Raw genomic sequence first — 14,476 nt, forward strand, 5'->3', positions numbered from 1 at the left:
CTCGACGTTCCGGCGGGGTGCCGGTCTCACGAAAGGATGTCAGCGTCCAATGCCGACGAGAAGAACCCAGCCCGGGCGCTGGGCGCGCCTGCGGGCGGCCCTGCTGACCGGGGTGGTCACGGTGCCGCTGGCGGTCGCCGTACCGGCGCACGCCACACCGACCGGGCAATGGAGCCCCCCGCGACCCGACCGGGGCCGCTCGGTTCAGGGCGGTGAGTCGGCGGCCTGGGGCAAGGCCGCGTCCGACCGCACCGCGCAGCACGCGGTCACCACCCCACCGGAAGTCTCCTGGCCGAAGGCCGGCAGCGCCGTGGTCGACCTGACCGGCGGAGACACGGGTCTGGCGCGCCTCGCAGACGGCCAACCGGCCCGGATCCGGGCCGGGGCATTCCCGGTCTGGGTCGGGCAGGTGGCTGAGGCCGCCAAGGCGGAGCCGGCCGGAGCACCGAGCCGGATACGCGTCGAGGTGCTCGACCGCGGTGCCGCGGACCGGGCCGGCATACCCGGCCTGCTCATGCGGGTCGAGCGCCGCGACGGGCAGACCCGCACGGGCGAGGTCGCGCTCGACGTCGACTACGCCGCCTTCGCCGGGGCCTACGGCGGTGACTACGCCGCGCGGCTGCGCCTGGTGCGGCTGCCCGCCTGCGTCCTCACCACACCGCGGCTGCCGGCCTGCCAGCAGGCCACGCCGCTGTCCACCCGCAACGACCTCGGTGAGCGGCGGCTCTCGTCGCAGGTCACCGTCGAACCGGCCGACGCCGACGCCACGGTCCTCGCGGTCACCGCGACCGACGCCGGCAGCGCCGGAGACTGGACGGCCACCCCCCTCGCCCCGTCCGCGAACTGGCAGGCGGGCGGCTCGACCGGCGACTTCACCTGGTCGTACCCGATGCGGACGCCCAAGGTCGCGGGCGACCTGGTGCCGAAGCTGGCCCTCGGCTACTCCTCGGGGAGCGTGGACGGCCGGATAGCGCAGACCAACAACCAGACCTCGTGGGTCGGTGAAGGTTTCGACTTCTGGCCGGGATACATCGAGCGCAGCTACAAGGGCTGCGCCGACGACATGGGGTCCGGGGCGAGCAACACCACCAGGACCGGCGACCTGTGCTGGGGCTACGACAACGCCGTCATGGTCCTCGGGGGACGGGCGACCCAGTTGATCCGCGACGACGCGACGGGTGTCTGGCGACCGAAGGGCGACGACGGCTCGCGGGTGGAGAAGCTGACCTCGACGGCCACCGCCAACGGCGACAACGACGGCGAGCACTGGCGGGTCACCACCGTCGACGGTACGCAGTACCACTTCGGCCTCAACCGCCTGCCCGGCTGGGCCAGCGGCAAGGCGGAGACGAACTCCACCTGGGCCGCTCCGGTCTTCGGCAACCACTCCGGTGAACCGTGCCGGGCCTCCACCTTCGCCACCTCCTGGTGCCAGCAGGCGTGGCGGTGGAACCTCGACTACGTGGTCGACCCGCACGGCAACGCCATGACCTACTGGTACGGGCGGGAGACCAACCACTACGGGCGCAACCTGACCGCCGGCAGCGGCACGCCGTACCACCGTGGGGGCCACCTCACTCGGATCGACTACGGCCTGCGCTCGAACGCGCTGTTCAGCACCGCCCCGGCCCGGACGGTCCTCACCGTCGCCGAGCGCTGTCTGCCCGATTCGACCTTCGACTGTGCCGAGTCGAAGCTCAACTCGACCAACGCCAGGTACTGGCCCGACGTGCCGTTCGACCGGAACTGCAACGCCGGTGCCACGTGCACCAACAACTTCTCCCCGACGTTCTGGAGTCGCAAGCGGTTGACGGGGGTCACCACCCAGGTCTGGGACGCCGCGACGGTCGCCTTCCGGGACGTGGACACGTGGGCCCTGCGCCACCAACTGCTCAAGCCGGGAGACGGGACGAGCCCGGCCCTGTGGCTTGCCGGCATCACCCACACCGGCCGGGCCGGCGGTAGCGAGACCCTGCCGGAGCTGGTCTTCCACGGCACCCAGTTGGTCAACCGCGTCGACGCCCTGGAGGGCATCGCGCCCATGATCAAATGGCGGATCAGCGCGATCGTGTCGGAGGCCGGCGGCACCACCTCGGTGACCTACTCCGCCACCGACTGCGTACGCGGCCAGACCCCGGCCCCGGACGCCAACACCAAGCGCTGCTTCCCCAGCTACTGGACCCCGGACGGCGCGGCCAACCCCACCGTGGACTGGTTCCACAAGTACCTGGTCACCCAGGTCGTCGTCGACGATCGCGACCCGGCCTCGCCCGACATGGTCAGCCGGTACGAGTACCTCGACGGCGCGGCCTGGCACCACGACGACGATGACGGCCTGACCAAGGAGAAGTACAAGACCTGGTCGCAGTGGCGCGGCTACGGGCGGGTTCGGGTCACCAGCGGGGCCGACAACGAGCAGCGTTCGCAGACCGAGACCCGCTACTTCCGGGGCATGGACGGCGACAAGCTCGCCGCCGGCGGCACCAAGGACGTCAAGGTCACCGACTCGCGTGGTGTGCGGGTCGACGACCACCGCGCGTTGGCGGGCCTGGCCCGGGAGACGATCAGCTTCAACGGGCCCGGTGGCGCCGAGGTGAGCAGCACGGTCACCGACGGCTGGATCAAGGGCAACGCGCCCACCGCCCGGATGGTCCGCCCGTGGGGCACGCTCGAGGCGTTCATGACCGGCACCGCCGCGTCCCGCACCCGCACCGCGCTGGCCGCCGGTGGCGAGCGCGTCACCGAGACGAAGTACGCCTACAACGCCGACGGCCTGGTCACCGAGACCAGCGACCTGGGCGACACCGGCACGGCCGCCGACGACCGGTGCACGCGCACCTGGTACGCCCGCAACGCCACCGCCTGGTTGCTCGGCGCGGTGTCGCGGGAGGAGACCGTCTCCGCCGCCTGCGCCGCCACCCCGGCCTACCCCGGCGACCTGATCTCCGACGAGCGCACCTACTACGACGACGCGCAGGCCCCGCACGGCAGCCCGCCCAGCAAGGGCGACGTGGTCAAGGTGGAGGAACTCGCCGGCTGGTCCGGCGGCCAGCCGCAGTACCTGACCACGGAGCGGACCAGCTACGACAGCCACGGCCGGCCCCTGGACAGCTACGACGTACTGGGCAAGCTGACCACGACCCGCTACACCCCGGCCACCGGCGGTCCGGTCACCGCTGTCACCGTCACCAACCCGCTGGGACACGTCACCACCACCCAGCTCGAGCCCGCACATGGCGCCCCGAAGACGGTGACGGACCCCAACAACAAGGTCACCACCGCCGCGTACGACCCGCTGGGTCGGCTGACCAAGGTCTGGCTTCCGGGCCGGTCGACGTCGCTCGGGCCGAACACCGAGTTCGACTACGCGCTGAGCAGCACCGGGCCGTCGGTGGTCACCACGAAGACGCTGCGCAACGACGGCAGCTACGCCACCGGCTACGCGCTCTTCGACGGCCTGCTACGGGCTCGGCAGACCCAGTCGCCGGCTCTCGGCGGCGGGCGCCTGATCACCGACACCGGCTACGACTCGCGGGGCCAGGTGGTGAAGTCGAACGCGACGTACCACGCCACGGGCGCGCCGGCGACCACGGTGTGGCAGGTCGCCGACAACGACGTGCCGTCGCAGACGGTCACCGTCTACGACGGCGCCGGCCGGCAGACCGCGAGCATCCTGCGCTCGTACGGCGTGGAGAAGTGGCGCACCACGACCACGCACGGCGGCGACCGCACCAGCCTCGACCCGCCGGACGGTGGCACCGCCACCACCACCGTGGTCGACGCCCGGGGCAGGACCGTCGAGCTGCGCCAGCACCACGGCGGATCCCCGACCGGCCCGGCCGACGTCACCCGGTACGCCTACGACCACGCCGACCGCCTCGTGGGCGTGACCGACCCGGCCGGCAACACCTGGACGTACGGCTACGACCTGCGCGGCCGCAGGACCAGCGTCTCCGATCCGGACCGGGGTGCCACCACGCTGGCGTACGACGACGCCGACCAGCTGGTCAGCACCACCGACGCGCAGGGTCGCACCGTGGCGACCACCTACGACGACCTGCGCCGGAAGACGTCGCTGCGGGACGGCTCAGCCACCGGGCCGAAGCTGGCTGAGTGGGTCTACGACACGCTCACCAGCGGCAAGGGTCAGCTCACCTCGTCCACCCGCTGGGCCGGCGGCAACGCCTACGTCTCGGCGGTGGTCGGCTACGACGACCGGTACCGTCCCACCGCCACCCGGGTCGCCATTCCCGCCTCCGAGGGGGCGCTGGCCGGCACGTACCAGGTGAGTCAGCGCTACAACCTGGACGGCACGGTGCAGTCCACCACCTACCCGGCGGCCGGCGGACTGCCGGCGGAGGGGGTGCTGCGGCACTACAACGAGCTTGGTCTGCCCACGACGGTCTCCTCCACGCTGGGCGTCAGCTACCTGACCGAGACGGCCTACACCCTGCTGCACCAGCCGCTGTGGCACGTCCTGTCCACCGGCACCAAGCGCGCCCAGCGCACCTACGCCTACGACGACGCGACCAGCAGGCTGGTGCGAGCGCAGGTCGACCGGGAGGCGAACCCGTCGAAAGTGGCGGATGTCAACTACACCTACGACCCGGCCGGCAACGTCACCCGGATCGCGGACACCCCGGCCGGCGGCACCGCCGACGTGCAATGCTTCGGCTACGACTACCTGCGCCGGATGACGGAGGCGTGGACCGCCACCGACAACTGCGCCGGGGCGCCGGCGACCGGCGTCGGTGCGACCGTCGGCGGCCCGGATCCCTACTGGCACTCGTACACCTTCGACAAGGTCGGCAACCGGCTCACGGAGACGCGACACGACACCGGCGGGGACCCGGCCGAGGACGTGCGGCGCGCGTACAGCTACCCGGAGGCTGGCAAGCCCGGAGCGCACCGGCTCTCGGGCGTGGTCACCACCGGGCCGGGCGCCGGTACGGACAGCTACACCTACGACGCCACCGGCAACACGACCCGACGCCAGGTCGCCGGCGCTGACCAGACCCTGACCTGGGACGCCGAGGGCCACGTCGCCTCGGTGGCCGAGGCCGGCAAGGTCACCGAGTTCGTGTACGACGCCGACGGCAACCGGCTCGTCCGCCGCGACCCGGCGGCGGTGACCGTCCACCTCGGGGAAACCGAACTGAAGCTGGACCGTTCGACCGGAACGGTGAGCGGGACCCGGTACGTCGACGTCGGCGGCGGCACCGCGGTACGTACCTCGGACGGCAGGGTGACCTTCCAGTTCGCCGACCATCACGGGACGAACACCGTGTCGTTCGACCCGGTCACCGCGACGACCACCGCGCGCAAGAGCATGCCGTACGGCGGACCGCGCGGTGCCCAGCCGTCGAGTTGGGTGGGAGAGAAGGGCTTCGTCGGGGGAACGCTCGATTCGTCGACCGGCCTCACGCACCTCGGCGCCCGCGAGTACGACCCCGCCATCGGGCGGTTCATCTCGGTCGACCCGATCATGGACCTGACCGACCCGCAGCAGATGCACGGCTACTCGTACAGCAACGCCAACCCGGTCACCTTCAGCGACCCGACCGGACTGCTGCCGGGCTGGCTTGAGAAATCCGGTCAGTTCATCTGGGAGAACGCCGGCCTGATCTCTGCCGGCCTGTTCGTGGCGTCGTTGGTCACCCCGGTCGGTTGGCTCGGGCTTGCGGGATTTGCCTTCGGTGTGCTCGATACTGGGAAGTCCTGCATCGAACTCAAGGGGAGTGACTGCTTCATCGGCGTCCTCAGCACAGCCTTTGGTGGTGCCGGCGCTCTGATCTCCAAACTCGCGAAGCCCACGATCACAGCGGCCAAGGTGGCGAAGGCGGAACTCGACGCCGCCGACGACGCCGTGCGCGCCGCGTTCAACCCCGGCAAATTCTCCCAAAACTACCATTCCGATGTGTCGCGCCATTCCGCTGAAATGGCGGAGATGCAGGCCAAGCGTCAGGCAGCCGCCGAGGAATGGTTGTATCTGGACGAACTCGCCCGTGAGTCCAAGGCGTTCGTCCGCGGCGTCGAAACCACCTACAACGTGCCCATGGGCGTATGGAGCACGAGCTGGGAGGGGTGCAAGCTGTTCAGCAAGCCGAACGGCCTCTGCAAGGACTCCCTGGACGAGACACTCATGCCGCTGTTCGTCCCGTCGACCACCAAGCCGCGCAGTCCGGGCCTCACGCCGCGGTTCCCTTCGATCGCCATGCGGACTTTCCGTCCTGTGCGGGCTCCGTCACGATCCTGGAGCAGGTCCGGTCGTCCATCATCGAGCAGCGGACGGTTCGAGCGGGCTGACGCGGCGAGAGTTGCACAACGTCGGATGCCATCCGAACTGCGTCAGTGGCCCGATGTAGGAAACGGCGGCCGGGCCGCCGCACATGGCGGTGTTCGAGTTGCCGCCTCCTCGATCACACCCTGACCCGTTGAGCGGTTTTTGCGCAGGTAGCGAACCCGCCGAGTTGCTCGTGGCAGCCGGCGGGTTCGCCGTCGGCGGCTCAGGCGTGGAACGGCTCGGGGCCCGGCACCGGCTCGGGTGTGTCGTCGAGCCAGCCGAGGCGTACCGCCTGGACGCCGAGTTCGAAGCGGCTGGTCGCGCCGATCCGGTCGGCCAGCTCGGCGATCATCCGCCGGACGGTGCGGGCGGAGACGCTGAACTGCCGGGCGACGCTCTCGTCCTTGGCTCCCGCCGCGAGAAGCTGGAGCAGTTGCCGCTGCTGCCGGGTCAGCTCGCCCGGTGGCGGGGAAGCCTGCTGCTCGATCGGCACCGCGGACAGCCAGTGCCGGCCGAACAGGTCGGCGGTGGCCGCCACGAGGCCCGGGTGGGACACCCGGATGACGCCCCGCTGGTTGTCCGCCGGGTCGATGACCATCACGACGTACCGGTCATCGACGACGAACGTCCACACCGGCAGGGTCGGGGTGGTCCGGACCTCCACGCCGTTGTCGCGGACCCGTCGGGCGCCCGCGAGCAGCCGCGGATCGTTGACGATGCTGTCCAGCAGGATCAACTGCACCCGGACCCCACGCGCGGCGGCGCACTCCGCCAGCTGGTACGCCGGGTCGTAGTCGGTGCCGGTCCCCATCCCCGGCACCGCTCCGGCGGCCGCCAGGCACTGGATGCTCGTCGTCGCCTTCGCCGCGATCTCCTCGAGACACAGCCAGGCGGCGTCCCGGTCGTCGAGCAGTTCGACGTCGTGCAGTAGCGCGGGGCTGGTCCGGAAGCTGGCCGACATCTCCGCGACGGCTGCGCGGGTCAGCTCCACCGCTCGCGTCCGGCGGGTGAGCCGCGCCTCGGCGTACGACAGCAGCGGCGCGAACCCGACGGCCGGGTTCACCGGCCGGATCTGGTCGGCGTGGGGCCGCCGGAGCAGTCCGATCTCCACCAGACGCCGCACCGCCGCGTCGACCTTCGCCGCCGGCAGGTCCACGGCAGCGCGAAGCTGTTCCGGACTCCACACCCGGCGCTGGAGGGCAGCCCGGTAGACCAGCTCACACGTGTCGTCCACGCCGACTTCCGCCAGCATCAAGGCCTCTCCCTCTCCTGCAGCGCCAACCACGCTGAGGGGAGAGGTTAGTACGGCGACCCGCCGTTCGGATATGAGCCGAAATGAACCTTACGAGGCGGGTCTGGGGCGACCCGGAAACCGAGTTGGTGGAGTTGGCCGCGCACGGATCGTCACCTTACATACGGACGAGGTCGTAGGCCCGCGCCAGGTCGTCACCCCAGGACCTGGCGTGGTCACGCTCGAACGCCCGAAACAGCCGGTCGCGGACCGACTCGCGGCGCAGCCAGGCGGCAAGCGCCGCCGGCCCCCGGCGCGCGAAGGCGAGCCCGTTCACCGTGGCAGCCAGGTGGCGATCCGCCGCCGAGCTGAGCGTGACGTCCCAGACATCGAGGAACCGCTCGACGCCCTCCCCGCCGGCCACGACCGCGTCCAGGAAGGTGGCCGGGTCGAGAAACGAACCGACCTGCGACGGGTACGTCGCCAGCAACGACCGCCACACCGCATCCAGGTAGCCGTCGATGGCGCCCTGCTCGGCTTCGGGCCAGGTGCGCCACTGCTCGCGAGGCAGCTTGCCCAACACGATCGCCGGGTCGAGGTCGGTGGAGGTGACCATGCGCTCCAGCAGCAGGGGCAGCAGACTCCTCAGGTCGTCGCGGCTGCCGACCGTGTTGCCGAGGCTGATGGTCAAGGAGAACAGGTCGTGATCGTCGACCGGCACCGGTCCTCGGCAATGCGGGCAGCCTTCGAGCACCGCCCTGCGCGGGTACCGGGCGAACGCCTCCTGAAGGCCCGCCACCGCCACAGACAGATCACCGTCCACCGGTCCATCCTCGCAGGGCGGGAACCGGCGCGGCCCAATGCTCCAGCCGCACATGACTGATCTGTGGTTCGGCGGGTCGGCGGTGCCGTCGTGGTCGGCGTGGAGCAGGCGTGGACGGCGTGCGAGAGTGTGAGCCGGGCGACGGTCGACGGCTGACCGAGCGCCCTTGAGCAGGGGAAGGCAGCCCGCCGATGTTCAACACCGCACGCCTGCAGGTCGTCCTCGAGATCGCCCGCCGCGGCACCATCGTCGCCGCCGCGGAGCAGCTTCGGCTGAGCCCGTCCGCGGTCTCCCACCAGCTCGCCACCCTCGAGCAGGAGGCCGGGGTGGCGCTGGTGGAGCGGGGGCCGCGCAGCCTGCGGCTGACCGCCGCGGGCCAGCGCCTGGCGGACTACGCGCAGCAGATCGCCGATCTGATGTCGGCCGCCCGGGACGAACTGGCCACGCACGGCAAGGGCCGCCAGGGACTGCTGCGGATCGGATTCTTCGCCACCGCCGGCACCGCGCTGCTGCCGCGCGCCCTGTCGAGCTTCACCCGCGACCATCCGCAGGTGGAGCTGGCGCTGATCCTGGGGCAGCCGCACGAACTGCTGCCCCGGCTGCACCAGGGTGAGCTGGACCTGGTGGTGGTCTTCGACCATCCGCTGAGCCCGGCGCAGGAGTCGCCGCACACGAAGGTCCAGCCGCTGATGGTGGACCCGCAACTGGTGGTGCTCCCGGCCGACCACCCGCTCGCGGGGCGGCGGCGGCTGCGGCTCGCAGACCTTGCCGCCGAACCGTGGATCACCACCCTCGGCGTGCAGGGTGAGGTCTCGGTGCTGGAGCTGGCGGCGCGGGCCGAGGGCTTCCCGCCGCGGGTCCGCTGCCGCAGCGACCACTACGAGGTGGTGCTGGGCCTGGTGCGGGCCGGTGTCGGGGTGGCGCTCGTGCCGTCGCTCGGCCTGGGCGATCCCGGCGGGGTGGCGGTGCGGCAGCTCGCCCACGCGAATCTGCACCGGGAGATCGGCGTGGCGTTGCGCCCCGGCAACCCCAATCCAGTGGTCGGCAGCTTCGTCGAGCGGCTGGCCGGTGCGGCGGCGACGCTCAGTCAGGAGCTGTCCGAGCGGTGGGCTCCGGCGAGCCGGTCGACCGCCGCGCCCCAGCGCCGCAGCTCGGCCACGGCCTCCCGCTCGGCTCCGGGCTCGAACGCGGCGATCACGGCGTAGACGACGGAGTGCCGGCCGGACACGATCCCGGTGTCGGCGCGTACCCCGGTGTCGGTGCCGGTCTTGTTCTCCACCCGGACGCCGTCGCTCGACCACGGGTCGTGGCCGACGGAGTCGGCGACCATCGTGCGGTCGGTGTTGCCGGCGAGCCAGCCGCGCAGCAGCCGGCACGCCTGCGGGCCGTGCCAGGTCCCCGTCGCCACCTCCGCGAGGAAGGCGCAGAGCTCGTGGGCGGTGCCGGTGGCGAAGGTCCGCGGCACCTCGGGGCCGCGCTCGGCCCGGATCCGGTCGTGCACGGTGGTGTCCCGCAGCCCGGCACGGCGGGCCAGCTCCTGCACGGCATCGAGGGTCACCAGCCGCAGCAGGGCGTTGGTGGCGGCGTTGTCGCTGACCGCGGCGACCACCGTGGCCAGGTCGGCGACCGTCCATCGCCGAGGGGACAGCCGGCCGAGCAGCCCGGTGCCGCCGACCTCCCGGTCGGCGTCGAGCAGCTCCACCGGCTGGTCCGGCGCGAGCGTGGCGTCGGCGAGCCGCCGGGCCACCTCGGCGAGGAGCAGCACCTTGCCGACGCTGGCCAGCGGCAGGGCCAGGTCGGGGTCGGTCGAGACCGTGCGGCCGTCGTCCAGCCGCCGCACCATCGCCCCGACCCGCACCGCCGGCCTCATCGTGGCCCCGGCCGGGCGGGCTGCCGGTCCGGCACGGCCAGCACCCGGCCCGGTCGCGCGTCGGTGACCTCGCCGCCGTTCACCACGATCCGGCCACCGACCACCACGCACCGCACGCCGTGCGGAGGCGCCAGCGGATCGTCGTACGTGGCGCCGTCGGCGACCCGCTGCGGGTCGAGGACCACCAGGTCCGCGGCGTACCCGTCGGCGAGCAGCCCGCGGTCTGGTAGGCCGAAGCGGCGGGCGGGCATCGCCGTCATCTTGTGCACCGCCTCCGCCAGCTCCAGCAGTCCCACGTCACGAACGTAGTGGCCGAGGACCCGGGCGAAGCTGCCGGCCCACCGCGGGTGCGGGCGGCCCCCCTTCGGTACGCCGTCCGAGCAGAGCATGGTCAGCCGGCTGGCCAGCACCCGGCGTACGTCGTCCTCGTGCATCGAGTGGCTGAGGATGGTGACGTCGCCGCGTTCGGCGGCCAGCAGGTCGCAGGCGTAGTCGACCGGGTCGACGCCACGCGCGGCGGCCAGCTCGGCGATCGTGTGCCCCTGGGCGTCGGTGTTGCGCGCGGCGGACGCGACCCGGATCAGGTCCCAGCCGCCGTTTCCCACGGTGTTCTCCCAGCCCGGCACCCCGGCGACCAGGTCGGTGCGGATCCGGTCGCGGACCGCCGGATCGGCGACGGCGGTGAGCATCGCGGGCACCCCGTCGGCGATCAGCCACGGCGGCAGCATCGCGTGCAGGGCGGTGCTGCCCGCGGTGTACGGGTAGACGTCGCAGGTGACGTCGAGTCCCTCGGCGCGCGCCCGTTCGAGTCGGGCGAGGGTGCGGACGGTGGCGCCCCAGGCGCGCCGCCCGGCCGTCTTGTGGTGCGAGACCTGCAGCGCCGCCCCGGCCGCGGTGGCGATCTCGACGGCCTCCTCGAGGGCCGACTCGACCTGGGACATCTCGTCACGCAGGTGCGTCACGTACGGCTTGCCGTGCGCGGCCGCGACCCGGGCCAGCGCGATGACCTCGTCGGTGCCGGCGTTGACGCCCGGGGAGTAGATCAGGCCGGTCGACAGGCCGGCCGCGCCCGCGGCGAGCGCCTCGTCGAGCAGCCGGCACATCCGCCGGGTCTCCTCGGGTGTGGCCCGCCGTTGGGCGAAGCCGACCACCGCGGCGCGCAACGTTCCGTGTCCGACGAGGGCGGCGAGGTGGTTGCGCCGGGCCACGCCCTGCGCGTCGGCGAACTCGGCGAACGACGCGTACGCCGACGCGGGCGGACCGAAGGTCGCGGCGAGCAGCTCCCGCACCGGGCCGGCGCGATCGGGTGGGACCGGGAAGGGGCTGATCCCGCAGTTGCCGCAGATCTCCGTGGTGACGCCCTGGAGCAGCGGCGCCCGGCGCAGCACCTCGCGCTGCGCGTCGTCGCCGGCGAGCAGGTCGGAGTGGGTGTGCACGTCGATGAAGCCCGGCGTGACGGCCAGGCCGCTCGCGTCGACCACCTCGCTGGCGGGCGTGCGACTGCCCGGCGGCAGCAGCAGGATTCGCCCGTCCCGGACGCCCACGTCGGCGGGGCGGGCCGGCGAGCCGCTGCCGTCGATCACGTCGCCGCCGGTGACCAGCAGGTCCAACCGCGCCATCAGAGGACCTTGGACAGGAAGGCGCGGGTACGGTCGTGCCGCGCAGCGGTGAGCACCTCGTGGGGTGGCCCCTGCTCGACGATCAGGCCCTCGTCCATGAAGACGAGGTGGTCGCCGACCTCCCGGGCGAAGCCCATCTCGTGGGTCACCACGATCATGGTCATTCCGCTCGCCGCGAGGTCCTTCATCACCTCCAGCACCTCGCCGACCAGTTCCGGGTCGAGCGCCGAGGTCGGCTCGTCGAAGAGCATCAGCTTCGGCGACATGGCCAGGGACCGCGCGATGGCCACCCGCTGCTGCTGGCCGCCGGAGAGCTGTGCCGGGTAGTGGTGGGCGCGGTCGGCCAGGCCGACCCGGTCGAGCAGGTCGGCGGCGCGCTGTCGCGCGTCGGCCGCCCGGACGCCCTTCACCGCGACCAGGCCCTCCATCACGTTCTCCAGGGCCGTGCGGTGCGGGAACAGGTGGAAGCGCTGGAAGACCATGCCGATCGACTCGCGCTGCCGGCGCAGTCGCGCGTCCGGCAGCGGTCGCAGCCGGCCGCCGCGCTCCTCGTACCCGATCAGCTCGCCGTCGACGTAGACCCGACCCGCCTGCGGCTCCTCCAGGTGGTTGAGGCAGCGCAGCAGGGTGGATTTGCCGGATCCGGAGGGGCCGACCACGCAGACGACCCGGCCGCGTTCGATGGTCAGGTCGATGCCGCGCAGCACCTCCAGGCGGCCGAAGCTCTTGCGCAGGGACCGGCACTGCACCATGGGCGGGGTCATCGCGCGCTCCCCGTGAGGCGCAGGTTGCGGGTGATCCGCCCGCGCAGGGTGCCCGGAGCGGTGGCGCCGAAGCCGCGGCTGAATCGGCGCTCCAGGTAGTACTGGCCGATGCTGGCGACGGTGGTCAGGACCAGGTACCAGATGGACGCGACGATCAGCAGGGCGATCACCTCGAAGTTGGTCAGGTAGAGCCGCTGGGCGACGGTGAGCAGGTCGGCGCCGGCGATCACCGAGACGAGCGAGGTGGTCTTCAGCATGGAGATGAACTGGTTGCCGGTCGGCGGGACGATGATCCGCATCGCCTGGGGCAGCACCACCCGCTTCATGATCTTCATGCGTGACATGCCCAACGCCGCCGCGGCCTCCTGCTGGCCGGGGTCGACCGAGCGCAGGCCGGCCCGGACGATCTCGCTCATGTAGGCGCCCTCGTTGATGCTCAGCCCGAGCAGCGCCGCGACGAATCCGGTGACCAGGGTGTTCGTCTCCCAGGTCACCAACTTCGGGCCGCCGAACGGCACGCCCAGCCCGACCTCGGGGAAGATCAGCGCGATGTTGAACCAGAAGATCAGCTGCACCAACAGCGGCGTGCCGCGGAAGAACCAGACGTATGCCATGGCGCCGGCGCGCAGGGTACGGCTGTCGGAGACCTGCATCAGCGCCACGATGACGCCGAGCACCACGCCGATCGCCATGGAGGCGGCCGTGAGCTGGACGGTGACCCAGAGCCCTTCCAGGATGACCCGGTCGAACTGGTACTCGACGACGATGTCCCAGTGCAGGTTCGGGTTGATCGCAATGGTCCAGGCCAGCCAGGCCAGGACCAGGGCGGTCACCCCGGCGGCCAGCCAGCGCCCCGGTCGCAGCGGGTGGCTGATCCGGTTCACCTCCGGGCCGGTGGGCCCGGCCGGAGCCGGGCCCTTGACGATCGCATCCACCGGTGTGCTCACTTCTGGTCGTTGACCGTCGCGGTCTGCACACCGCTGCCCTGCACGCCCCACTTCTCGAGGATCTTGGCGTACTCGCCCGCCTCGATCAGCTCCTGGAGTGCCCGCTGGACGGCGTCACGCAGCTGGCTGTCCTTCTTGTCGATCGCGATGCCCCACGGGCCGGCCTCGTACTGGGTCTCCAGGACCTCGTACTTGCCGCTCTGTCCGGCGAGCATCTTGGCCACCGGGTAGTCGACGATGGTGGCCACCGCGCGCCCGGCGTCGATCTGCAGCAGGCCCGTCGGGGCGTCCTCGCTCTGCGAGATGGTCATCTTCTTGGCGCACGAGGCGTTCTGCTTCTCCCCGATGGCGAGGTTGGAGCTGCCCTTGGCGAGCACCACGGCCCGGCCGCACAGGTCCGCCAGATCCTTCACCCCGGCCGGGTTGCCCTTCGCCACCATGATCGCGCCGCCGGCCTGGAAGTAGTCGACGAAGTCGACGGCCTTACGGCGCTCCTCGGTGTCGCTCATCGAGGACATCGCCAGGTCCCAGCGGTCGGCCTGCAGGCCCGGGATCAGGCCGGGAAAGCTGGCGTTGGTCATCTCCAGCTTCAGGCCGAGCCGCCCGGCGATCGCCGCCGCCAGGTCCGGGTCGACGCCGGTCAGCTCCTGGGTCCCCTCCTTGTACATCTCCATCGGCGGGTAGCCCTCGGCGGTGGCGACCCGGAGCACACCCTTCTCCTTGAGGGCGGCCGGAACCAGGTCGGCAGCCTTGGCGTCGGCGGCGACCGAGGCGGAACCACCGGCCTGCGGCGTCTGACCGCTGGTCGAACGTCCGCAGCCGGCGACGGCGAGTGAGAGTGCGGCGAGACCGACGACAATGCGAAGCGCACGCTTCCTGACCACCCGAAACCTCCTGCCTGAGACGATGGCGGGGACCCTATCGGGGATCAGCCAGCAT

At 71.8% G+C, this 14,476-nt stretch carries 9 protein-coding genes; 2 read left to right on the top strand and 7 right to left on the bottom strand.

Features of this window, described 5'->3' with window-relative positions; translation table 11 throughout:
* The first annotated feature begins 49 nt into the window (after positions 1–49).
* On the top strand, positions 50–6,430 hold the full coding sequence (locus ABT006_RS24530; RefSeq protein ID WP_350709973.1) for an RHS repeat domain-containing protein: 6,381 nt from the start codon (positions 50–52) through the stop codon (positions 6,428–6,430).
* A gap of 76 nt (positions 6,431–6,506) precedes the next feature.
* On the opposite strand, the gene ABT006_RS24535 is transcribed toward ABT006_RS24530, so the two are convergent.
* Both ABT006_RS24535 and ABT006_RS24540 read right to left on the bottom strand, forming a co-directional pair.
* Positions 6,507–7,535 (bottom strand): DUF7436 family protein, encoded by a 1,029-nt coding sequence (locus ABT006_RS24535; protein WP_350709975.1) that lies wholly within the window; start codon positions 7,533–7,535, stop codon positions 6,507–6,509.
* Positions 7,536–7,692: 157 nt separating this feature from the next.
* On the bottom strand, positions 7,693–8,337 hold the full coding sequence (locus ABT006_RS24540) for a hypothetical protein (protein WP_350709977.1): 645 nt from the start codon (positions 8,335–8,337) through the stop codon (positions 7,693–7,695).
* 191 nt (positions 8,338–8,528) lie between these two features.
* Here ABT006_RS24540 and ABT006_RS24545 point away from each other — a divergent pair, with 191 nt between their 5' ends.
* Positions 8,529–9,542, top strand: coding sequence for a LysR family transcriptional regulator (locus tag ABT006_RS24545; RefSeq protein ID WP_350709979.1), 1,014 nt, complete (start codon positions 8,529–8,531; stop codon positions 9,540–9,542).
* On the opposite strand, the gene ABT006_RS24550 is transcribed toward ABT006_RS24545, so the two are convergent.
* From ABT006_RS24550 to ABT006_RS24570, 5 genes are read right to left on the bottom strand one after another with little or no spacing between them, the layout of a single operon-like run.
* Positions 9,425–10,207 (bottom strand): serine hydrolase, encoded by a 783-nt coding sequence (locus tag ABT006_RS24550; RefSeq protein ID WP_350709981.1) that lies wholly within the window; start codon positions 10,205–10,207, stop codon positions 9,425–9,427. The two genes, ABT006_RS24545 and ABT006_RS24550, sit on opposite strands and share 118 nt — an antisense overlap.
* Positions 10,204–11,826: an N-acyl-D-amino-acid deacylase family protein gene (locus ABT006_RS24555; protein WP_350709983.1), complete on the bottom strand. Its 1,623-nt coding sequence runs from the start codon at positions 11,824–11,826 to the stop codon at positions 10,204–10,206. The genes ABT006_RS24550 and ABT006_RS24555 overlap by 4 nt, the downstream gene beginning before the upstream one ends.
* Positions 11,826–12,590, bottom strand: a complete 765-nt coding sequence (locus tag ABT006_RS24560) for an amino acid ABC transporter ATP-binding protein (protein ID WP_350709985.1) — start codon at positions 12,588–12,590, stop codon at positions 11,826–11,828. Before ABT006_RS24560 ends, ABT006_RS24555 begins: the two co-directional genes overlap by 1 nt.
* On the bottom strand, positions 12,587–13,537 hold the full coding sequence (locus ABT006_RS24565) for an amino acid ABC transporter permease (protein WP_350709987.1): 951 nt from the start codon (positions 13,535–13,537) through the stop codon (positions 12,587–12,589). The genes ABT006_RS24560 and ABT006_RS24565 overlap by 4 nt, the downstream gene beginning before the upstream one ends.
* Positions 13,534–14,421 carry an ABC transporter substrate-binding protein gene (locus tag ABT006_RS24570; RefSeq protein WP_350709989.1) on the bottom strand — a complete coding sequence of 296 codons (888 nt, stop codon included), beginning with the start codon at positions 14,419–14,421 and terminating at the stop codon, positions 13,534–13,536. The genes ABT006_RS24565 and ABT006_RS24570 overlap by 4 nt, the downstream gene beginning before the upstream one ends.
* Between the last annotated feature and the right edge of the window lie 55 nt (positions 14,422–14,476).

The organism is Micromonospora sp. NPDC002717, assembly GCF_040295705.1.
In the GTDB taxonomy this organism is placed as follows: Bacteria; Actinomycetota; Actinomycetes; order Mycobacteriales; family Micromonosporaceae; genus Micromonospora.

Excerpts from the sequence above, each read along its gene's own strand:
- ABT006_RS24530 (WP_350709973.1), top strand. The coding sequence starts at position 50 with ATGCCGACGAGAAGAACCCAGCCCGGGCGCTGGGCGCGCCTGCGGGCG.
- ABT006_RS24535 (WP_350709975.1), bottom strand. The coding sequence starts at position 7,535 with ATGCTGGCGGAAGTCGGCGTGGACGACACGTGTGAGCTGGTCTACCGG.
- ABT006_RS24545 (WP_350709979.1), top strand. The coding sequence starts at position 8,529 with ATGTTCAACACCGCACGCCTGCAGGTCGTCCTCGAGATCGCCCGCCGC.
- ABT006_RS24550 (WP_350709981.1), bottom strand. The coding sequence starts at position 10,207 with ATGAGGCCGGCGGTGCGGGTCGGGGCGATGGTGCGGCGGCTGGACGAC.
- ABT006_RS24555 (WP_350709983.1), bottom strand. The coding sequence starts at position 11,826 with ATGGCGCGGTTGGACCTGCTGGTCACCGGCGGCGACGTGATCGACGGC.
- ABT006_RS24560 (WP_350709985.1), bottom strand. The coding sequence starts at position 12,590 with ATGACCCCGCCCATGGTGCAGTGCCGGTCCCTGCGCAAGAGCTTCGGC.